Source organism: Nonomuraea jabiensis (genome assembly GCF_014204795.1).
Taxonomy (GTDB): Bacteria; Actinomycetota; Actinomycetes; order Streptosporangiales; family Streptosporangiaceae; genus Nonomuraea; species Nonomuraea jabiensis.
This window is the reverse complement of the sequence record NZ_JACHMB010000001.1, coordinates 11,197,815-11,216,801: the sequence shown is the minus strand read 5'-3', so window position 1 is coordinate 11,216,801 and position 18,987 is coordinate 11,197,815. Positions and strand designations below refer to the sequence as shown.

The window sequence follows — 18,987 nt, the reverse complement described above, 5'->3', positions numbered from 1 at the left end:
TCGGCAGAGCGCCAACGCCGGTGGACACCCCATATCCGTGCCCTCCCGAGCTTCGGGGGCGGGTCGAAGCAGGCCGGTTATCGCTTCGGGTGCCGGAAGCGCGGGGTTCGATTCCCCGCCGCGCGGGTGCGCCCGCGCGTCGCGTAGTGGCAGCGCGCCGTAAAAAACCGGTCGGCATTTCCACATCCGCCCCCATTTTTTCTGCATATCCGCCGTTCGGGCGGGTCGAGACGTACGAGGTGAAAACAATGGCACGGAACCGCGACCCCCTCGCCGGCGTTTCCGCGTTGGCCACGCCGCAGACCCAGCCGCTGCCCGGCCGCACCGACCAGGTGCGCAACGCGGCCGGCGGCTTCGTCTTCGAGAAGGACCTGTGGCAGCGCGTCGAGGACTTCCTGATCCTCGGCACCACGGGCGGCACCTACTACGTGTCGCAGGAGCAGCTGACCGCCGGCAACGCCGCCGCGCTGTTCGAGGCGATCGCCGAGGACGGCCCGCGCGTCGTCGAGCTGCTCACCGGCATCTCGACCGCGCGCCCGCCACGCGCTCCCAAGCAGCGCCCGGCGCTGTTCGCGCTGGCCGCCGCCTACGCCCGCGGCGACGCGGCCACCCGGCAGGCGGCCAAGCTCGCGCTGCCCAAGGTGGCCCGCACGACCGACCACCTCGCCTCCTTCTTCGGCTACTACAAGAACCTCGCCGGCAAGCCGACCGCCCGCGGCACCGCGCCGGTCACCGGCCGGTCGCTGCGCACGGCGCTCGCCTCCTGGTTCTCCACCGGCAGCCCCGACGACGTCGCGTTCAAGGTGTGCAAGGCCCGCCGGCGCAGGACGCCGCAGGGCGAGACGTTCGACCTGCGCGACGTGCTGCGGATCGCCCACCCCAAGGCGGACGGCCCGCAGCGGGCGCGGCTGTTCGGCTGGATCGCCGGCAACGTCTCCGACGAGCAGGCGCGCGAGACGCTGGAGTCGGTGGACCGGTTCCTGACCGCCAAGGCCGTCACCACGGCCCGCGAGGCGATCCAGGTGGTGACCGAGCGCAAGGTGCCGTGGGAGTTCCTGCCGGACGCCATGCTGAGGGAGCCGAAGGTGTGGGACGCGCTGGTCGACACGATCGGCATGACCGCGCTGCTGCGCAACCTGGCCCGCATGACGCGGATCGGCACGCTCACCCCGGCGAGTGAGGCCACCCGGCGCGCGGTCGCCCGGCTCACCGACCGCGACGCGCTGCTGCGGGCGCGCATCCACCCGATGGACGCGTTCCTGGCGCTGCGCGTGTACGGCTCGGGCCGCGCCCAGCCCAACCCGCGCGCCGACGCGCACACGTGGGCGCCGGTCCCGGCGATCCGGGACGCGCTGGAGGAGACGTACGAGCTGGCGTTCGGTGCCGTCGAGCCCACGGGCCGCAGGCTGCTGGTCGCGGTCGACTCCTCCGCCTCGATGAGCTGGGGCGGCGTCATGGTCGGCGGCTCGCCGATCGGCGCGCCGTACAAGGTGGGCTGCGCCATGGCGGTCATGCTGGCCCGCATCGAGAAGGGGAACGTGCACGTCATCGACGTCGACACCAGCGTCCACGCCTCGAAGGTGACCCCGCGCACCAACCTGCGCGAGATCGGCTCCTGGCAGCCGTCCGGCGGCGGCACCGACCTGTCGCTGCCGTTCCGCTGGGCGCGCGAGCAGCGGATGGCGGTGGACGGCATCGTGGTGTTCACCGACAACGAGACGTGGGCGGGGCGCGCCCACCCTTCGCAGGAGCTCGGCGCCTACCGCCGCACGGTGGCGGCGGACGCCCGCGTGGTCGTCGCGGCGATGACCGCCGTCGGCCACTCGATCGGCGACCCCGGCGACGAAGGCGTGCTGAACGTGGCGGGCCTGGACGCGTCGCTGCCGATGGTCGTCAACGGGTTCGTCCGCGCGTAGGACGCGTGGGACCTGGCCGGGAGTGCCCGGTCAGGTCCTCGTCCAGCGCGGCTGCTTCACGTCGAAGACCCGCTGCTCGCGGCCGCGCAGCGCCACCTCGGCGAACTGCCACAGGATCGCCCCCGTCGGCGCGTGGACCACGATGGACGGCCCCAGCGGCATCTGCAGCAGCTTGCCGCGCCAGCGCGGCACCCCCGGCGCCAGGAACCACTCCAGCGGCACGTCGTGCACCGAGGCCACCTCGCGCGGGTCGGCCACCGGCTGCTGGACGCCGCCGAACGCCACCACCGGCGTGATCACGAAGCCGGAGTCGGTGACGAAGTCGTCGAGCATCCCGGCCACCTCGACCCCGGTGACGCCCGTCTCCTCGGCGAGCTCGCGCAGCGCCGCGTCCACGGCGCGTTCCCCGTCGTCCATCCGCCCGCCGGGCAGCGCCCACTGACCCGGGTTGCGCCCGTGGGCGGCCCGCTTGATGAGGATCGTGTACGGGACCCGCTCGGCGTCCTCCAGGACGCACACGGTGACGGCGGCCCTGCGCACCCCTCCGGTGGGCGGGACCTGCCGGCGGTCGAAGGCGGCCAAATGGGACCTGATCTGCTCCTGCAGCACGTCGATTGGCGACAGCACACTTCAAGGATGTCACGGGGCTCCGGACCGGGACGCCGGGGCCGGGTCTCATGACAGGCCGTGCGGCAGCCGTACGGTGACGCTGAGCCCGCCTTCCGGCCGGGCGACCGCGGTGACCTGGCCGCCGTGCGCGCGCACGATGGCCCGTACGATCGACAGCCCCAGCCCCGCGCCCTTGAACGAGCGCACCCGGTCGCCGTCGAGCCGGCTGAACGGCTCGAACAGGTCGTCCACCTCGTACGGCGGCACCGCGGGCCCTGTGTTGCGCACCGTGACCACCGCGTCGCCGCCCTGCCGCCGCAGCGCGAGCCAGATCTCGCCGTCGCGCACGTTGTGCTTGATCGCGTTCTCCAGCAGGTTGAACACGCACCGCTCCAGGAACAGCGGATCGCCCTCGACCAGCACCGGCCGCAGGTCCTGGTGGAGCGTGACGGGCCGCTTGCGCGACTGTAGGTCGATCTGCTCCAGCGCGGTGCGTACCACCTGCTCCAGGTCCACCGGTCTGCGCACGGTGAGCTCCTGCTCCGACTGCGCGAGCAGCAGCAGGCCCTCGATGAGCCGCTCGTAGCGGGCGTTCGTGCCGAGCAGCGCCCTGGCCAGCGCCTTGAGGTCCTCCGACGCGGCCGGCTCCTCCAGCGACACCTCCAGCACCGTACGGTTGATCGCCAGCGGCGTGCGCAGCTCGTGCGAGGCGTTGGCGATGAAGCGCCGCTGCGCGTCGAACACCCGGTGCAGCCGCTCCAGCATCGCGTCGAACGTGTCCGCCAGCCGCCTGACCTCGTCGGGCGGGCCCCGCAGCCCGATGCGCTCGTGCAGGGTGCTCTCCGACAGCCGCTGCGCCGCCTCGGTCACCCGGTCGAGCGGGCGCAGCGCCCGGTCGGCCACCACGTAGCCGAGCACGAGCGCGACCACGCCGACCAGGATCATCACGAGCATGGACGAGCGGACCATCTCGCTGAGCACGTTGCCGGCCCGGTTCTCGATGTCGCCCTGGAAGATGACGTCTTCGACCATCGGGCGCGCCGCCAGATCCACGGGCGCGTTCTGGATCTTCCGGAACCCGGTGACGAACTGCTGGTTCAGCGCCTGCCCGGTGATGAGGTAGGTGAGCCAGAGCAGGATCGACCCGGCCACGAAGAACAGGCCGCCGTACAGCAGCGTGAGCCGCAGACGCAGCCGCCTGCTGCTCCACCACGACCGGCCCCGGTCGACGATCAAAGCCGGTACCCCTTGCCGGGCACGTTCAGGATCGCCGACGGCACGCCGAGCTTCTTGCGCAACGACGTGATCGTGACCCGCAGCGCGCCCGTGCCCGGGTCGGCGTGCTCGTCCCAGACGCTCCTGCGCAGCTCGCCGGAGGTGACCAGCTCGCCGTCCGCGCCGAGCAGCACGCGCAGCACGTCGAACTCCTTGCGGTTCAGCGACACCGGCCGCCCGTCCCGGGTGACCGTGCGGCGGGACGGGTCGAGCGCGATGCCGCCGCGTTCGAGCGGGGACGGCGCGGAGCGGGGCGAGCGGCGGGCCAGCGCCCGCACCCGGGCCACCAGCTCGGCGAACGCGAACGGCTTGACCAGGTAGTCGTCCGCGCCGATCGACAGCCCGTCGATCTTGTCGCGGATCTGTCCCGCCGCGGTCAGCATGAGCACCCGGCCGCCCCCGCCGCCCTCGCGCAGCCGCCGGCACACGTCGTCGCCGTGCACCTCGGGCAGGTCCCGGTCGAGCACCACCACGTCGTAGTCCACGTACGCGGCCCGCTCCAGGGCGTCCTGCCCGTCGTAGGCCACGTCCACGGCGATCGCGTGCAGCCGGAGCCCGTGCGCGACCGCGTCCGCCAGCCGTTCCTCGTCCTCGACGACAAGCACCCGCATCGCCGGCCCCTTTCCTCTGGCACCTGAGCGTGACGGATCACGTGTTAGGGCCGGATAAACGTGCAGGGCGGGCTTATCCGGTTCTAGCACCCCATGGGCTGGAGTGAGGCCGCGCGCCGGGCGAAGGACCCGGGCGCGAAGGAGCGAACGTCATGAACGTACGGCTGTTGCTGGCCGCCGTCCCCCTCACGCTGGCGCTGGCCGCGTGCGGCGGCGCGGCGCCCAAGGACGACGGCGTGGTCAGCGCCGGCGGCGGCACCTCGTCCGCCGGGCCCACGGCCTCCCCGTCGGCGTCGCTGGACCCGCAGGAGGCCCAGCTGAAATTCGCGCAGTGCATGCGCGAGCACGGCATCGACGTGCCCGACCCGCAGAACGGCCAGATCAAAGTAGAGGCCCCCCGGGGCATGAGCCGCGAAAAGCTGGACAAGGCGCAGAAGGCCTGCCAGCCCATCATGGACGCCGTCGTCCGCGACCACACGCCCAGCCAGCAGGACTACGACCAGATGGTCAAGTTCGCGCAGTGCATGCGCCAGCACGGCGTCGACATGCCCGACCCCAAGCCCGGCGAGGGCATGCGCTTCGAGATCAGGAACGGCTCGCGGCAGAAGATCGAGGCCGCGCACAAGGCCTGCGAGCAGTACGCGCCCGGCGGCGGCAAGAAGCCAGGGGAACCGTCATGAGGAAGGGGATCCTGCTGAGCGGCGGCACCGTTCTGGCCGTCGCCGCGACGTGGACCGCGGTGGCCGTCATGAACGACGGCGTCCCCGGCGCCGCCACGCCCGCCAGGCCGCCGGTCCCCGCCACCGCGGACATCACCCGGCAGGACCTGGTGGAGACCAAGACCGTGGACGGCGCCCTCACCTACGCCGGCGAGCGCCGGATCGCCTCGGGCGCCTCCGGCACCGTGACGTGGGTGGCCGCCCAGGGCGCGGTGGTCCGCCGCGGCCGCCCGCTGCTCAAGGTGGACCGCAGGCCGCTCGTTCTCATGTACGGCAGCCTGCCGCTGTACCGGACCCTGCAGCGCGGCGTGTCCGACGGGCCGGACGTCGAGCAGCTGGAGCGCAACCTCAAGGCGCTCGGGTACGGCGACTATCTCACCGTGGACGACCACTTCAGCTACGCCACCGAGCAGGCGGTCAAGGACTGGCAGGACGACAGGGGGCTGGCGGAGAGCGGGCGGGTGGACGCGGCCCAGGTCGTGTTCCAGCCCGCCGCCGTACGCGTGACCGACGCCAAGGCCGAGGTCGGCGCCAGGACCGCCCCGGGACAGCAGGCGCTCACGGTGAGCGGCATCCGCCGCCTCGTACACGTGGACCTGGACACCGGCGACCAGTCGCTGGCCCGCAAGGGCGCCAAGGTCACGGTCACGCTCCCCGGCGGCGAGCGGGCCGCCGGGCGGATCACGTCGGTCGGGACGGTCGCGGAGTCCTCGGGCTCGGAAAGGGACGCGACCACCACCATCGACGTGGACATCACCCTCGCCAAGCCGCCGCGGACGAAGCTGGACCAGGCGCCGGTCGAGGTGGAGATGGCCAGCGCGCGGCACGCGAACGTGCTGGCGGTGCCCGTCGAGGCACTGCTGGCGCTGCGCGAGGGCGGCTTCGGGGTCGAGGTGGTGGAGGGCGCGGCCAGCCGGATCGTGGCGGTCGAGACCGGGGCGTTCGGCGGCGGCCTGGTCGAGGTCAAGGGCTCGGGGCTGGCCGAGGGCATGAAGGTCGGGGTGCCAGTCCAGTGAACAGCCCAGTGAACTGCATCGTCGAGCTGCGCGGGGTGACCAAGACGTACGCCGGAGACGTGCACGCCCTGCGCGGCGTGGACCTGACCATCGACCGGGGCGATCTGCTGGCCATCGTCGGCCCGTCCGGATCGGGAAAGTCCACCATGCTCCACATGATCGGCACCCTCGACCGCCCCACCTCCGGCACCGTGCGCGTCGCCGGCCACGACGTCGCGACCCTGTCGGACCGGGAGCTGTCCGGGCTGCGCTCGCGCACCCTGGGGTTCGTCTTCCAGCAGTTCCACCTCTCGCCCGGCGTCAGCGCGCTCGACAACGTGGCCGACGGCCTGCTCTACACCGGCACGGGCCGCCGCGCCCGCCGCGAACGCGCCGCCGCCGCGCTGGAACGCGTCGGGCTCGGCCACCGGCTCCGGCACCGGCCGTCGCAGCTGTCCGGCGGCGAGCAGCAGCGGGTGGCCGTCGCCCGGGCCGTGGCGGGCGACCCGCCGCTGGTCCTGGCCGACGAGCCGACGGGCAACCTCGACTCCCGCGCGGGCGCCGACGTGCTGGCCGTCCTGGCGGACCTGCACGAGGCCGGCACGACCGTCGCCATCATCACCCACGACGCCGAGATCGCCGGCTGGTGCTCCCGCCAGGTACGCCTGCGCGACGGCCTCGTCGTCGACGGCCACGAGCACGACCACCTGAGCCCCGTGGAGCTGCTGAGAGGAGCCGGGCGTTGACCGACCACCACCACCGGGCCGGGGCGCGGCTCGCGCCCGGCCGGCTCAGCCCGGGGGACGTGCTGCGCGTCGGGGCCGCCGGGCTGCGTGCCCGCCCGACGAGGGTGATCCTGTCGGCCCTCGGCATCGCCATCGGCATCGCGACGATGATCGCCGTGATCGGGATCTCGTCCTCCTCCCGCGAGCAGCTCCTGCGCCAGCTCGACAGGCTCGGCACCAACCTCCTCACGGTGGCTCCGGGGCAGACCATGTTCGGGGAGGAGGCCAGGCTGCCGACCGGGGCGCTGGCCATGGTCCAGCGCATCCGCCCGGTCCGGACGGCCGCGGCGACGGGCGGCGTGGAGGCCACCGTACGCCGCAACAACCACATCCCCGAATCCGTCACCGGCGGCATCGCCGTCCAGGCGGCCAGCACCACCCTCCTGGCCACTCTGGAGGGCTCGGTGGCCAAGGGCGCCTGGCTCAACGACGCCACCGCCCGCCAGCCGGCCGTCGTGCTCGGCGCGCAGGCCGCCGAACGGCTCGGCCTGGCCAGGACCGGCGTACAGGTGTGGATGGGCGGCCGCTGGTTCACGGTCATCGGGATCCTCGGGCCGATGCCGCTGGCTCCGGAGATCGAACGCTCGGCCCTGGTCGGCTTCCCCGCGGCGGGGGAGCTGCTGGGCTTCGACGGTTACCCCACCACCATCTACGAGCGCTCCTCGGACGAGGCGGTGGAGTCGGTGCGCCAGGTGCTGCCCCGCACCGTCAACCCCGAGAACCCGGAGGAGGTCACCGTCAGCAGGCCGTCGGACGCCCTGGCCGCCAAGGCCGCCGCCGCGGGCGCCTTCACCAACCTGCTGCTCGGGCTCGGCGCGGTGGCCCTGCTCGTGGGCGGGGTCGGGGTGGCCAACACCATGGTCATCTCCGTGCTGGAGCGGCGCAAGGAGATCGGCCTGCGCCGCTCGCTCGGCGCCACCCGCGGTCAGGTGCGCGTCCAGTTCCTGGCCGAGTCGCTGCTGCTGTCCACCCTGGGCGGCGTGGCGGGCGCGGTCCTGGGCGCCCTGGCGACCACGGGCTACGCCCTGTCGCGGGACTGGCCGCCGGTGGTCCCGCCGTGGGCGCTGGGCGGGGCGGTCGGGGCCACCCTCCTGATCGGGACGCTGGCCGGGCTCTACCCCGCCATGCGGGCCGCCCGTCTGTCGCCCACGGTCGCCCTGGCCACCACCTGAGGACCCGCTAGGAGAGGAAGCCGCGGATCGCGGCCGCGACCTGCTCGGGGCGGCCGCGCTGGTCGGCGTTGCAGGTGGCGCTGTGGTCGAGGCCCTTCAGGTCCACGCGGCGGGCATGGGGCAGGACGTGCTCCAGCCCGGTGAGCACGGACTTCAGGTGGGCGGGGCTCCGGGTGCCGCCGAGCAGGAGCACCTCGGCCCCGATCGACCGGTAGACGTCCAGGCTGCCGGCCGTCTCCGCCACCACCTGCCCGTCGTAGTGCAGCGTCGGGGCCAGCTCCCGGAACGTCGGCTCCCCGTCGACCGCCGCCTTGTCCTGACTTTTCAGCATCATGCCCGTGAGCAGCTCCAGCACCGCCCGCGGCATGACGTTGAAGAACTGCGGCCCCAGCCGCGCCGCCCTCATCCCGGTGACCAGCGCCGCCGGGACCCGGCCGGCCGCGAGCTCCCGGTCGAAGCGCTCCAGCCAGCCGGCCGGGTAGAAGCCCTCGGTGTCCAGCGGCGGCTCGAAGATGACGGCCTTGCGCAGGTCGGGCCGTACGAGCGCGGTGCGCAGCGTGACGATGGCACCCGAGCTCACGCCGACGACGCGGTCCGCCCCGGTCGCGGTGAGCAGCGCGTCGAGATCCTCGACCTCGCGAGCCAGGCAGTAGTCCGCACCGTACGGGCCGCTGCGGCCCCGGCCGCGGCGGTCGGGCACGTAGCAGGTGAACTCGTCGGCGAGGGCCTGGGCCAGCTCGATGTTGCTGTGGCCGCTCTGCATGACTCCGTGCAGGAGCACCAGCGCGGGGCCGCGGCCGAGCCGGCGGTAGCTGATCGTGGTGCCGTCCTTCGACGTCACGGCGTCGAGAGTGGTCGTGGTCATGATGGCTCCCCATGGTTCGGTCCGTGAAGGGGAGCCCGGCTATTGTGACGAGTGCCATCTCGTGTCCGGGGTCCCGCTTCGCGGGCATTTCGGTACGAAGATCTCCCGGCGGCGGTGTTCCCGCACCGCCGCCGGATCTTGCGATCGGCCACCCGGCTCCTCGCCGGTCGCCGGGGTCAATCCGCTGTGCTGCCCCTCTCCGCGATGTCCGCCACCTCGGGGGGCAGGTCGCCGGTCCGGTGGAAGGCCCGCCATCCGTCCAGGTCGGGGAACGTGCCGGAGGCCAGCTCGGCCAGCAGCGCGCGCACCCAGCCCGTCTCGGCCTCCCGCATCGCCAGCGCGTACTCGGACTCGAGGAGAAACAGCCTGGGCACCTCCTCCCGGTCCCGCTCCAGCGCCTGGCGCGCGTCCTGGAGCTGCTGCTCCAGCAGCTCCAGGCGCTGCCGCAGCAGCGGCACCACCTCGTCCGGGCCGAGCCCGGCCAGCACCGACAGCCCCGCCTCGAACGACGACGGCTCCCGCACGGGCGTGGACAGCAGCTCGCGCGTCCAGTCGTCGGCCTCCTCCCGGCCGGCCTCGGTGACGCGGTAGACGGTCCGCTCGGGGCGGGCGCCCTGCCTGCCGCTCTCCACGGCCTCGATCAGGCCGTGCTTCTCCAGGTTGCGGACGACGGTGTAGAGGGATCCCCACTTGATCGGCATGTCCTGGTCCTTGCCGCGCGCCCGTAGCACCGAGGCCATCTCGTACGGGTGCATCGGCCGCTGCCCGGCCACCGTCAGCACGGCCAGAGCCAGCAGGTTCCCGACCCTGCGCCGCTTGGGCATCCCCATCATCTCCTCGTCGACGGTTACTCGTAAGCGAGCATACGTCGGCGAGTATTCGTTGCGCAATGGGGAGTTGCTGCGCATTTCACGATCGGAGAAGTCCCGCATGGGCGCCGGGAGGGACGCGTCGGGGCGCTGGGCCCGGTGCCTGGCCGGCGTGGCGCGTCGGGGGCGCTAGGGCCGGTGTCTGGGCGGCGTGGAGCGTCGGGTCGCTGAGTCCGATGCCTGGGCGGCGTGGCGCGTCGAGAGGGCGGCCCGCTGTGCGGCGCACGTCCTGCGTGCGGAGGCGGTGCCGGGCGCTTCGGGAGGGCGGTTCGCCGGTGGACGGCGGGTGCGCGCGAAAACGGGTGGGGAGACGGCGCCGCCCCGGGAGGGGGTCACGTCAGACGGAGTCGGTGACGCCCGGGGCGGCTCGGGTCAGGACATGCTGCTCACGAGGATGACGCCGAGGGCCATGCCGATGATCATCCCGACGCCGGCGGCGATGGCGGCCCACTTGCCCAGCGGCTCGCCCCGCGTGTGGCCGACGACGCCCAGCACGATGCCGGCCAGGCCGAACAGGATCGGGATGAACAGCACGGCCACCACCGCGCAGACGAACCCGATGATCGACAGGACCTGGTTGCTCGGCGGCTGCTTGTAAGGAGGCTGCGGATACGGCGGCGGCTGCGACCACTGGGTGTTGGGATCGTCGCCCTGGGGCGGGTCCTGCGAAGAGGTCACTTGCGGGCTCCTCTCGAGACGTGAACCACATCACACACCGGCGGGGCCAGTCCTGTCGAGCCGAACGAACCAGGACATCTACCGATTTCAGGCGGCTTCTGCGGGATGAGAAAGCTGGGGCGGAAGGGGCCTGGCGTGTACGACGTCCAGCCGGGAGACGGCCCGGGTGAGGGCGACGTACAGGCGGTTCAGGCCGCGCCGCTCGGCTTCGGCGATGGCGGCGGGCTCGGCCAGGATCACGTGGTCGTACTCCAGGCCCTTGGCCAGCGAGGCGGGCAGCACGGTGAGGCGTTCGTCGGCGTCCATGCCCTCGTCCCGGAGCGCGGACGTGAGCGCCTCGACGTCGGCGTCCGCCGCGATCACCCCGATCGACCCCTCGAACGCCATCGCCTCGCGCGCCGCCGCCACCACGCCCTTCTCCAGCCCGGTCACGCGGGTGACGCGCAGGCGGCCGTCGGAGCGGTACGAGCGCGTCGCGGGCACCTGCGTGCCGAGCGCCGCCAGCAGCGTGTTGGCCAGCTCCACCACGGCCGCCGGGACCCTGAAGCCGGTGGTCAGGGCGATGACCTGGCCGTCCGGCTTGCCCAGCAGCGCCATGCGCTCCGGCCAGGAGGAGGCCGCCCACGGCGTGGTGCCCTGGGCCAGGTCGCCGAGCACGGTGAGCGAGCCGTGCTCGCTGCGCCTGGCCACGGCCCTGCACTCCATGGGGGACAGGTCCTGGGCCTCGTCCACGATGACGTGGCCGTAGCCGCGCGGGCGCTCGATGAGGGCGGCGATCTCGTCGAGCAGGACGAGGTCGGCCGCCGTCCACTTGGCGCTCTTGACGCTGCGGGGCGGCTTGGCCCAGCTGATCGCCTCCCACTCCGCCTCGGTCAACGCGCCGTCCCGCTTTCCATCCACCGTCGCGCCGTCCCGGGAGCCTCCCGCCGCCGCGCCTTCCCCGGGGGCCTTTGCCGGGCCGCGCAGGACCTCGTACAGGACCTCCTCGGGTTTGACGGCGGGCCAGACGGCGTCCAGGAACGGGGTGACGGCGCGGGAGATCTTGCGGGTCCAGGCCGCGCCGGCCGTCTGCCCGCGCGCCTCGGCCTGGCGCTGGATCGCGGCGACCATCCGGGCCCGCACCCGCTCGCGGCCCACTCCGTACGGCAGGGATTCGCGGCGCGTGTCGTCCACGATGCGGCGCAGCTCCTCCTCGGGCACCCGCCACCGGTACGAGCCGTCCGCCACCGCCACCGGCTCGACCGGCTTCGCGATCCGCCGGTACAGCGCCCTGCGCAGCACCTCCGCCATCCGCACGTCGTGCTTGACCATCGCGGCGGCCTCGCTGTCGACGGCGGTCACGGGGGCGGAGGCCAGCAGACGCTCCAGGGTGGTCTGCTCGACGTCCACCTCGCCGAGCGCGGGCAGCACGGCCGAGATGTAGCCGAGGAAGGCCCGGTTCGGGCCGAGGACGAGGACGCCGGAGCGTTCGAGCCGCTGCCGGTGCGCGTACAGCAGGTAGGCGGCCCGGTGCAGGCCGACCGCCGTCTTGCCGGTGCCCGGCGCGCCCTGGACGCAGATCGAGGTGTCCAGCTCGGCGCGTACGAGGTCGTCCTGCTCGGGCTGGATGGTGGCCACGATGTCGCGCATGGGGCCGACGCGGGGGCGCTCGATCTCGGCGGCCAGGATGCGCGACTCGCCTTCCTCGCCCCGTTCGAGCCGTTCGTCCTCGAAGCTCGTCAGCGTCGTGCCCGACCAGCCGAAGCGGCGGCGTAGCGCGACGCCCTGGGGGTCGCGGGCGCTGGCCCGGTAGAAGGCCCGCGAGACCGGCGCGCGCCAGTCGATCACCACGGGCGGCCCCCCGTGCTCGCCGGTGATGTGCCGCCGGCCGATGTGGTACGCGCGTCCGCGATGCTCCGCCGAGCCCGTACCGAAGTCCAGCCGGCCGAAGAACGGCGGGCCCTCGGGCTCCTCGCTCAGCTCCTTGGCCAGGCTCTTGAGGTGGCGGCCCAGCCGCTCGGCGCTGTAGCGGTCGCCGGCCACGGTCTCTCCGATGATCACGTTGTCGCGCGCGCCTTCGAGCATCCTGCGCAGCCCGGCCTTGCAGCGTTCGACGTACTGCCTCTCCTCGTCGAGCGTGCCCATCGCGTCCCCCAAAAACGTTAACTCGGTTAAGAACTTGACCAGGTTAACACTTTGGTAGGCTGGGCGTCATGACGGGACTACGGGAGCTCCAGCGGCAGCGGGTCCACGAGGCCATCTCGACGGCGGCCATCTCGCTCTTCCTCGAGCGCGGCTTCGACGAGGTGCCCGTGACGGAGATCGCGGCGGCGGCGGGGGTGTCCAAGCCGACGCTGTTCAAGTACTTCCCGACCAAGGAAGACCTCGTGCTGCACCGGATCGCCGACCATCAGGGCGAGGCCGCCCGCGTCGTACGGGGGCGGGAGCCGGGGGAGCGGCCGCTGGAGGCGCTGCGCCGCCACTTCCTCGACGGGCTCGCCCGGCGCGACCCGGTCACCGGGCTCAACGACCATCCGGAGGTGGTGGCGTACCACCGGATGGTGTTCTCGACGCCGAGCCTGGTGGCGCGGCTGTTCCAGCACATGGCGCACGACGAGGAGGCCCTGGCCGAGGCGCTCGGGGAGATCACCGACGAGCTGACCGCCGGACTGGTCGCCGGGCAGGTGCTGGCCGCGCAGCGGGTGCTCGCCCGGCGCAACTGGGCGATGCTGGCCGAAGGCCGGCCGATGGCCGAGGTGGAGCGGGAGGCGATCCGGGCGGCTGAGCGAGCTTTCTCGCTTCTGCCCGTGTTCACGCCTCGCGAACAGACCGTTTAGGCAGGTGGCAAGGGGTGTACTTGTTACGTTGAGCCTCTTGACCAATTGCAAAAATGTGCAATTTGGTGCATTGCGGGGCGCTCTTTACTCGTAAGGAGTGATGGTGAGAGGACCTTTCGCGCACCAAGACGGTTACATTTCCGGACCGGAAGGTAACAGCTCGTGACCGGCGGGCTGACCCTGGCCTGGGGGCGGCTGCGCGCCGTGCTGCCGGAACGCGAGTCGCTGGCGGCCATGTGCCGCCGCCCCCGCCAGGACCTGCTCGCCGGGCTCACGGTGGCGGTCGTCGCGCTGCCGCTGGCACTCGGGTTCGGCGTCTCCTCAGGGCTCGGCGCCGCGTCCGGGCTGGCCACGGCCGTCGTCGCCGGGGCGCTGGCGGCCCTGCTCGGCGGCTCCGACCTGCAGGTCTCGGGCACGAGCGGCGCCATGACGGTGATGCTCATGCCGATCGTCGACGCCCACGGCCCCACCGGCGTGCTCACGGTCGGCGTGCTGGCCGGGCTGCTGCTGGTCGCCCTGGGGCTGACCGGCGCCGGGCGCTACATGGCCGTGGTCCCCGCTCCGGTCGTGGCAGGGTTCACCGTCGGCATCGCCTGCGTGATCGGCCTGCAACAGGTGCCCCAGGCACTCGGCGTCCCGCCGGAAAACAGCCACAAGGTCATGATCGTGGCCTGGCACGCCGTCATCGACTTCCTCGCCCACCCGCACTGGTGGGCCACCTCCGTGGCGGTGGCCGTGGCCGCGGTGGTGCTGGTGGCCGCACGCGTACGGCCGAGCCTGCCGTTCGCGCTGCCCGCCGTGGCCATCGCCACCGTCGCCGCCGAGGTGGCCGCGCTGCCGCTGGCCAGGATCGGCGACCTGCCCGCCGGGCTGCCCGCGCCGTCGCTGGGGTTCCTGGATCCGGGCGCGCTGCCGTCCCTGGTCGCCCCGGCCGTCGCGGTGGCCGCCCTGGCCGCGCTGGAGTCGCTGCTGTCGGCCAACGTCGCCGACAGCATGACCACCGGACGCCGCCACGACCCCGACAGGGAGCTGTTCGGGCAGGGCGTGGCCAACCTCGTCACCCCGCTGTTCGGCGGCATGCCCGGCACGGGCGCCATCGTCCGCACCGCGGTCAACGTCCGCTCCGGCGCCCAGTCCCGGCTCGCGGCGCTGGCCCACGCGGGCGTCCTGGCCGCGATCGTCTACTCCGCCGCCGGGCTCGTCGCCCGGATCCCGCTGGCCGCGCTGGCCGGGGTTCTGCTGGCCACGTCGGTGCGCATGGTCGACACCGACGCCGTCAAGGCCATGTTCAGGTCCACCCGGGCCGACGCCGTGGTCCTGGTGCTGACGGCCGTCGCCACCCTGACGCTCAACACGGTGGTCGCGGTCATCCTCGGCCTGGTGGTGGCGGGGGCGCTCGCCCTGCGCGCCATGGCGCGCAACGCCCGCCTCGACGCCGAGCCGCTCCGCCACGACCTGCAGCCCCATCACACCGAGGACGAGCACGCGCTGCTCGCCGAGCACATCGTCACCTACCGCCTGGCCGGGCCGCTGTTCTTCGCCGCGGCCCACCGCTTCCTGATGGAGCTGTCGGAGGTGACGGACGTGTCCGTGGTGGTGCTGCGCATGTCCCGCGTCACCACCATCGACGCCAGCGGCGCGCTGGTCCTGGGCGACGCGATCGAACGGCTCGAAGGGCGGGGCATCATGGTATACGTCTCGGGCATCCCGGACGGCCACCACCAGCCGCTGGAGGCGCTCGGGGTGCTCGCCCGGCTGGACGAGGCGGGCCAGGTGTTCGCCACCACCGACGAGGCCATCGCGGCGGCCCGCGACCATCTCCACCACACGGGCGTCCTCCCCCACCTGGCCGGCTGACCCCTCCCACCTGCCTCCCCCAACCCACCGGGGGAGGCACCTCACCCTCCAGACGGTCGGGAGATTCGGGCCACCGCCGACCGTGGTGCCGTCCGTTGACTTACGCGACGCCGGTCAGCGGTGCCGCGCCGCTGATCGCGCGCAGCCCACTGGTTGCGCCGGTTGGCGGTGCCGCGCCGTCCGCTGGTTGCGCCGCCCGCCGGTGCCGCGCCGCGCCCGTTCGTTGCGCCGCCCGCTCGGTGCGGGGCCCGCCGGGTCGCGTCGCGTGGCCGTCGCTGGAGGGGTGCCCTGCCTCGCGTCTCCTCCGAGGGACCTCGGCCGAAGTGCGGTGGGGAGGGGCCGGTGCCATGGATGGGGACCGGCGCACCAAGATTTCGGACCTGCGGCGCGCGAGCCCTGTACCCCCACCGCCCCACCGATGACACTCGCCTCATGACACGGACTTCCGAACCTCCCCGCGCGCTCCCGGCAGTCGCGCATCGCTGGCCCACCCTGCTCGGGCTGGGCTTCGCCGTCCTCACCCTCCTGGACTTCGAGGACGGCCGCAGCCTGGGGTTCGTCGTCTTCCTGGCAGCGCTCATCTACCTCGGCGCGGCGGTCCTCGGCAAGCCCGGCACCGTCTGGGCCCTGTTCGTCATCAGCACCGTGGCGTGGGTGGTGCTGGACGAGCTCGGGATCGATGCCTGGCCCGCCCTGATCGGCGGCGCGGCCTCCCTCATCGTGCTCGGCCTGGTCGGCGGGCTGTTGCGCCGGCCGCCGCTGACGGCGGCGCAGGTCCCGGCCATGCTGGTCTGCGGCGGGGCGGCACTGCTGGCACTGACCCTGTCACCCCAGGCCGGCGGCTTTCTGGTCGCGGGGGCGCTGATCGCCCACGGCGTGCAGGACCTGCTCGTGTGGCGGGCCAAGCAGGTCGTGGCGCGGTCGATGGCGGAGTTCTGCATGGTCCTCGACCTCCTGCTCGGCGTCGGCATCGTCGTGCTGAGCCTGTGAACCCCGCTCAGGAGGAGCCGGTGAAGCCCGTTCAGAAGGGGCCGGTGAGGTCGCCGAGCTTGTCGGTCAGCTCCAGGTTCGCCGAGTAGTCGACCGGCACCGCGATCACCGACACCACGTCGTCCGCCAGCGCCTTGCGCAGCGTCGGCAGCAGTTCGTCCGCGTGGGTGATCCGGTAGCCGCGCGCCCCGAAGCTCTCCGCGTACTTGACGAAGTCGGGGTTGCCGAACCTGACGTTGGAGTCGCGCCCCAGCTCCAGGTCCATCTTCCACTCGATCAGCCCGTACGCGCCGTCCTCCCACACCAGCACCACGAACGGGATCCGCTCCCGCACGGCGGTCTCCAGCTCCTGCGAGTTCATCAGGAACGCCCCGTCACCCGTCGCCGCCAGCACCCGGCGGCGGGGGAAGGCCAGCTTGCCCGCCAGCGCCCCCGGCACCGAGAAGCCCATGGACGACAGCCCGTTGGAGACCAGCATCGTGTTCGGCTCGTACGTCGGATACATGCGGGCCATCCACATCTTCACCGCGCCCGTGTCCGCCAGCACGATGTCCTCGCGCCCCATCGCCGCGCGGACGTCGGCCACGATCCGGCGCGGCGACAGCGGGAACCCGTCCTCCGTACGCCCCTGCTCCAGCTCCTCCCGCACCATGCGGCGGATCTTCTCGCCGGTGCCGTTGATCTCGAAGCGCCGGTGTACGGCGTCCGCGAGCGCGTGCAGCGACCGCGAGACGTCCCCCTGGATGCCGACCGCAACCGGATAGTGGTCGTCCACCTCGGCGGGGAACTGGTGAATGTGGATGATCTTCTTGTCGCGATGCGGGTTGATCTTGACGGGGTCGAACTCCTGCAGCTCGTACCCCACGCTGATCAGCACGTCCGCCTCGTCGAACCCGAAGTTCACGTAGTCGTGCCGCATGAACCCCACCGCTCCCAGCGCGTGCCGGTGGTCGTCGGGGAAGACGCCCTTGCCGTTGAAGGTGGTCGCCACCGGCAGCCCGAGCCGCTCCGAGAAGCGGATCAGCGCCTGAGAGGCCCTGGCGCGCGAGGCTCCGTGCCCGGCCAGCACGATCGGCCGGCGCGCGGTGGCCAGCACGTCGGCCGCGCGGGCGATCTGCGCGGGGGAGGGGTCCTGGGGGCGTACCACGTTGACGGGGAGCGGCCGCAGGTCGGCGGGCACCGGCGCCGACTCGACGTCCTCGGGGATGGCGAGGTAGACGGCGCCGGGGCGCCGCCCTGCTCGTGCCGTACGAGGACGTAGCGGATGGAGGAGTCCTGGAGCGCGTCGACGAAGTGGATGTTCTCCTCGCAGGGGATGCCGAAGACGTATTCGACGCCTTCCGCCTCCAGGGCCTGCACGATGAGCCGGGCCGCGTCGGCCTGCGGGGACATGGGACACGCCTTCTTTCCTGAGCGACTTCGTCCGTGAAAGCACCCAAAGGTCGCCGTTCATCGGTTACCTCCGAGGAGACCCCCGCCTTCAGGCGGGGAGGAATCGGACTTCTGCGGAGTAGGGCAGGAGCAGGCGATTCGCCGCCAGGCGGACCGCTGTCTACGACAATCGAGCAGTACTTGGCTGGTCTTCCTGCAAAAATGTGAGGTGTGGCGCAGCTGGTGAAGCGGGCCTACAAGTACCGCTTCTATCCGACCCCCGAGCAGGCCGATGAGCTTGGCCGGACGTTCGGCTGCGTGCGCCTGGTCTACAACAAGGCATTGGAGGAGCGGACCCGCGCCTACACGCTGGAAGGCAGGCGGGTCTCCTATGTGGAGTCCTCCGCCGCGTTGACGGCGTGGAAGAAGACACCCGAGCTGGCGTTCCTGGGCGAGGTGTCGTCGGTGCCGTTGCAGCAGGCGCTGCGCCACCTGCAGGCGGCGTTCGCGAACTTCTTCGCGCGCAGGGCCAAGTATCCGACGTTCAAGAGCAGGAAGAAGGCACGGGCGTCGGCGGAGTACACCCGTTCGGCGTTTCGCTGGCGTCAGGGCCGGCTCTTTCTGGCGAAGATGGACGCGCCGTTGGACATCGTGTGGTCGCGTCCGCTGCCCGAGGGGGGCGAGCCGTCCACGGTCACCGTTTCCCGGGATGCGGCCGGGCGGTGGTTCGTGTCCATCCTCCTCGAGGAGAAGATTGCGCCGTTGCCGCCCATCGAGGCGTCGGTGGGCGTGGACGCGGGCGTCACGGCGCTGGCCACGCTCTCGACCGGTGAGAAGATCGTCAACCCGGGTCACGAGCGTGCCGACCGGCGCAAGCTGGCCCGGGCTCAGCGGTCGCTCGCCCGTAAGGAGAAGGGATCGAGCAACCGGGCCAGGGCCCGGCTGCGCGTGGGCAAGGTGTATGCCCGGATCGCCGATCGGCGACGGGACCATCTGCACAAGGTGACCACACGGCTTGTTCGCGAGAACCAAGTGATCGCCGTGGAGGACCTGACGGTCCGCAACCTGGTCAAGAACCGCTCGCTGGCCCGCGCCATCTCGGATGCGGCCTGGCGCGAGTTGCGGATGATGCTGGAGTACAAGGCCGCCTGGTACGGGCGCACGCTGGTGGCGGTGGACCGCTGGTTCCCCTCCTCCAAGCTGTGCTCGGCCTGCGGGACCCTGCAGGAAGCGATGCCGCTGACTATCCGGGAATGGACCTGTGGCTGCGGCGCGGTCCACGACCGGGACGTCAACGCTGCGAAGAATGTGCTCGCCGCCGGGCTGGCGGAGAGCTGAAACGCCTGTGGAGCTGGTGTAAGACCTCAACGAGAGTCCTCTCGGGCGGGCGACCGGCGGTGAAGCAGGAAGGCCGACCGGCGACGGTTGGGATCCCCTCGTTTACGAGGGGGAGGAGGTC

General features: G+C 72.5%; 16 protein-coding genes and 2 pseudogenes. 9 read left to right on the top strand and 9 right to left on the bottom strand.

Annotated elements, in window-relative coordinates; all coding sequences use genetic code 11:
• The first annotated feature begins 248 nt into the window (after nucleotides 1-248).
• Nucleotides 249-1,916: a TROVE domain-containing protein gene (locus HD596_RS51300; protein ID WP_185076692.1), complete on the top strand. Its 1,668-nt coding sequence runs from the start codon at nucleotides 249-251 to the stop codon at nucleotides 1,914-1,916.
• Nucleotides 1,917-1,946: 30 nt separating this feature from the next.
• On the opposite strand, the gene HD596_RS51295 is transcribed toward HD596_RS51300, so the two are convergent.
• The 3 genes from HD596_RS51295 to HD596_RS51285 are packed head-to-tail and all read right to left on the bottom strand — an operon-like array spanning nucleotide 1,947 to nucleotide 4,411.
• Nucleotides 1,947-2,543: an NUDIX hydrolase gene (locus HD596_RS51295; RefSeq protein ID WP_185076690.1), complete on the bottom strand. Its 597-nt coding sequence runs from the start codon at nucleotides 2,541-2,543 to the stop codon at nucleotides 1,947-1,949.
• Between the two features lie 48 nt (nucleotides 2,544-2,591).
• The gene (locus HD596_RS51290; RefSeq protein WP_185076688.1) at nucleotides 2,592-3,761 is read right to left on the bottom strand and encodes a sensor histidine kinase; all 1,170 of its coding nucleotides are present in this window, start codon (nucleotides 3,759-3,761) and stop codon (nucleotides 2,592-2,594) included.
• Nucleotides 3,758-4,411 carry a response regulator transcription factor gene (locus tag HD596_RS51285; RefSeq protein WP_185076686.1) on the bottom strand — a complete coding sequence of 218 codons (654 nt, stop codon included), beginning with the start codon at nucleotides 4,409-4,411 and terminating at the stop codon, nucleotides 3,758-3,760. Before HD596_RS51285 ends, HD596_RS51290 begins: the two co-directional genes overlap by 4 nt.
• A gap of 152 nt (nucleotides 4,412-4,563) precedes the next feature.
• Here HD596_RS51285 and HD596_RS51280 point away from each other — a divergent pair, with 152 nt between their 5' ends.
• Genes HD596_RS51280 through HD596_RS51265 form a run of 4 tightly spaced genes read left to right on the top strand, consistent with a single transcriptional unit; the run spans nucleotide 4,564 to nucleotide 8,082 of the window.
• Nucleotides 4,564-5,091: a hypothetical protein gene (locus HD596_RS51280; RefSeq protein ID WP_185076685.1), complete on the top strand. Its 528-nt coding sequence runs from the start codon at nucleotides 4,564-4,566 to the stop codon at nucleotides 5,089-5,091.
• Nucleotides 5,088-6,146, top strand: a complete 1,059-nt coding sequence (locus HD596_RS51275; protein ID WP_185076683.1) for an efflux RND transporter periplasmic adaptor subunit — start codon at nucleotides 5,088-5,090, stop codon at nucleotides 6,144-6,146. The genes HD596_RS51280 and HD596_RS51275 overlap by 4 nt, the downstream gene beginning before the upstream one ends.
• Nucleotides 6,143-6,871: an ABC transporter ATP-binding protein gene (locus tag HD596_RS51270; RefSeq protein WP_313046746.1), complete on the top strand. Its 729-nt coding sequence runs from the start codon at nucleotides 6,143-6,145 to the stop codon at nucleotides 6,869-6,871. The genes HD596_RS51275 and HD596_RS51270 overlap by 4 nt, the downstream gene beginning before the upstream one ends.
• A complete protein-coding gene (locus HD596_RS51265; RefSeq protein ID WP_185076681.1) occupies nucleotides 6,868-8,082 on the top strand; it encodes an ABC transporter permease in 1,215 nt (404 codons plus the stop codon). The genes HD596_RS51270 and HD596_RS51265 overlap by 4 nt, the downstream gene beginning before the upstream one ends.
• Before the next feature lie 7 nt (nucleotides 8,083-8,089).
• Here HD596_RS51265 and HD596_RS51260 read toward each other — a convergent pair whose 3' ends face one another.
• The 4 genes from HD596_RS51260 to HD596_RS51245 form a co-directional block, all read right to left on the bottom strand.
• A complete protein-coding gene (locus HD596_RS51260) occupies nucleotides 8,090-8,947 on the bottom strand; it encodes an alpha/beta fold hydrolase (protein WP_185076679.1) in 858 nt (285 codons plus the stop codon).
• 176 nt (nucleotides 8,948-9,123) lie between these two features.
• Nucleotides 9,124-9,771, bottom strand: coding sequence for a PadR family transcriptional regulator (locus tag HD596_RS51255; protein WP_185076677.1), 648 nt, complete (start codon nucleotides 9,769-9,771; stop codon nucleotides 9,124-9,126).
• Between the two features lie 417 nt (nucleotides 9,772-10,188).
• Nucleotides 10,189-10,494: a hypothetical protein gene (locus tag HD596_RS51250; RefSeq protein ID WP_185076675.1), complete on the bottom strand. Its 306-nt coding sequence runs from the start codon at nucleotides 10,492-10,494 to the stop codon at nucleotides 10,189-10,191.
• Between the two features lie 87 nt (nucleotides 10,495-10,581).
• Nucleotides 10,582-12,618: a HelD family protein gene (locus tag HD596_RS51245; protein WP_185076673.1), complete on the bottom strand. Its 2,037-nt coding sequence runs from the start codon at nucleotides 12,616-12,618 to the stop codon at nucleotides 10,582-10,584.
• A gap of 68 nt (nucleotides 12,619-12,686) precedes the next feature.
• Here HD596_RS51245 and HD596_RS51240 point away from each other — a divergent pair, with 68 nt between their 5' ends.
• The 3 genes from HD596_RS51240 (at nucleotide 12,687) to HD596_RS51230 (ending at nucleotide 16,157) form a co-directional block, all read left to right on the top strand.
• Nucleotides 12,687-13,310: a TetR family transcriptional regulator gene (locus HD596_RS51240; protein ID WP_185076671.1), complete on the top strand. Its 624-nt coding sequence runs from the start codon at nucleotides 12,687-12,689 to the stop codon at nucleotides 13,308-13,310.
• A gap of 234 nt (nucleotides 13,311-13,544) precedes the next feature.
• Nucleotides 13,545-15,167 (top strand): SulP family inorganic anion transporter, encoded by a 1,623-nt coding sequence (locus HD596_RS51235; protein ID WP_185079240.1) that lies wholly within the window; start codon nucleotides 13,545-13,547, stop codon nucleotides 15,165-15,167.
• Between the two features lie 432 nt (nucleotides 15,168-15,599).
• Complete coding sequence (locus HD596_RS51230; protein ID WP_185076669.1) at nucleotides 15,600-16,157, top strand: hypothetical protein; 558 nt, start codon at nucleotides 15,600-15,602, stop codon at nucleotides 16,155-16,157.
• 31 nt (nucleotides 16,158-16,188) lie between these two features.
• On the opposite strand, the gene HD596_RS51225 is transcribed toward HD596_RS51230, so the two are convergent.
• Entirely contained in the window at nucleotides 16,189-17,337 is a 1,149-nt protein-coding gene (locus tag HD596_RS51225) for a thiamine pyrophosphate-dependent enzyme (protein WP_313046741.1), read from the bottom strand.
• A 107-nt stretch (nucleotides 17,338-17,444) separates the two neighbouring features.
• Nucleotides 17,445-17,549: pseudogene (locus HD596_RS63140) on the bottom strand (hypothetical protein); the annotation flags it as partial.
• A 210-nt stretch (nucleotides 17,550-17,759) separates the two neighbouring features.
• Between HD596_RS63140 and HD596_RS51220 the strand changes: the two are divergent.
• Nucleotides 17,760-18,952 (top strand): annotated as a pseudogene (locus tag HD596_RS51220) (RNA-guided endonuclease InsQ/TnpB family protein); the annotation flags it as partial.
• Between the last annotated feature and the right edge of the window lie 35 nt (nucleotides 18,953-18,987).

Bases quoted from the DNA above. Each gene is read 5' to 3' on its own strand.
- HD596_RS51245 (WP_185076673.1), bottom strand. From the start codon at position 12,618: ATGGGCACGCTCGACGAGGAGAGGCAGTACGTCGAACGCTGCAAGGCC.
- HD596_RS51240 (WP_185076671.1), top strand. From the start codon at position 12,687: ATGACGGGACTACGGGAGCTCCAGCGGCAGCGGGTCCACGAGGCCATC.
- HD596_RS51300 (WP_185076692.1), top strand. From the start codon at position 249: ATGGCACGGAACCGCGACCCCCTCGCCGGCGTTTCCGCGTTGGCCACG.
- HD596_RS51260 (WP_185076679.1), bottom strand. From the start codon at position 8,947: ATGACCACGACCACTCTCGACGCCGTGACGTCGAAGGACGGCACCACG.
- HD596_RS51280 (WP_185076685.1), top strand. From the start codon at position 4,564: ATGAACGTACGGCTGTTGCTGGCCGCCGTCCCCCTCACGCTGGCGCTG.
- HD596_RS51275 (WP_185076683.1), top strand. From the start codon at position 5,088: ATGAGGAAGGGGATCCTGCTGAGCGGCGGCACCGTTCTGGCCGTCGCC.
- HD596_RS51235 (WP_185079240.1), top strand. From the start codon at position 13,545: ATGTGCCGCCGCCCCCGCCAGGACCTGCTCGCCGGGCTCACGGTGGCG.
- HD596_RS51230 (WP_185076669.1), top strand. From the start codon at position 15,600: ATGACACGGACTTCCGAACCTCCCCGCGCGCTCCCGGCAGTCGCGCAT.
- HD596_RS51285 (WP_185076686.1), bottom strand. From the start codon at position 4,411: ATGCGGGTGCTTGTCGTCGAGGACGAGGAACGGCTGGCGGACGCGGTC.
- HD596_RS51255 (WP_185076677.1), bottom strand. From the start codon at position 9,771: ATGCCCAAGCGGCGCAGGGTCGGGAACCTGCTGGCTCTGGCCGTGCTG.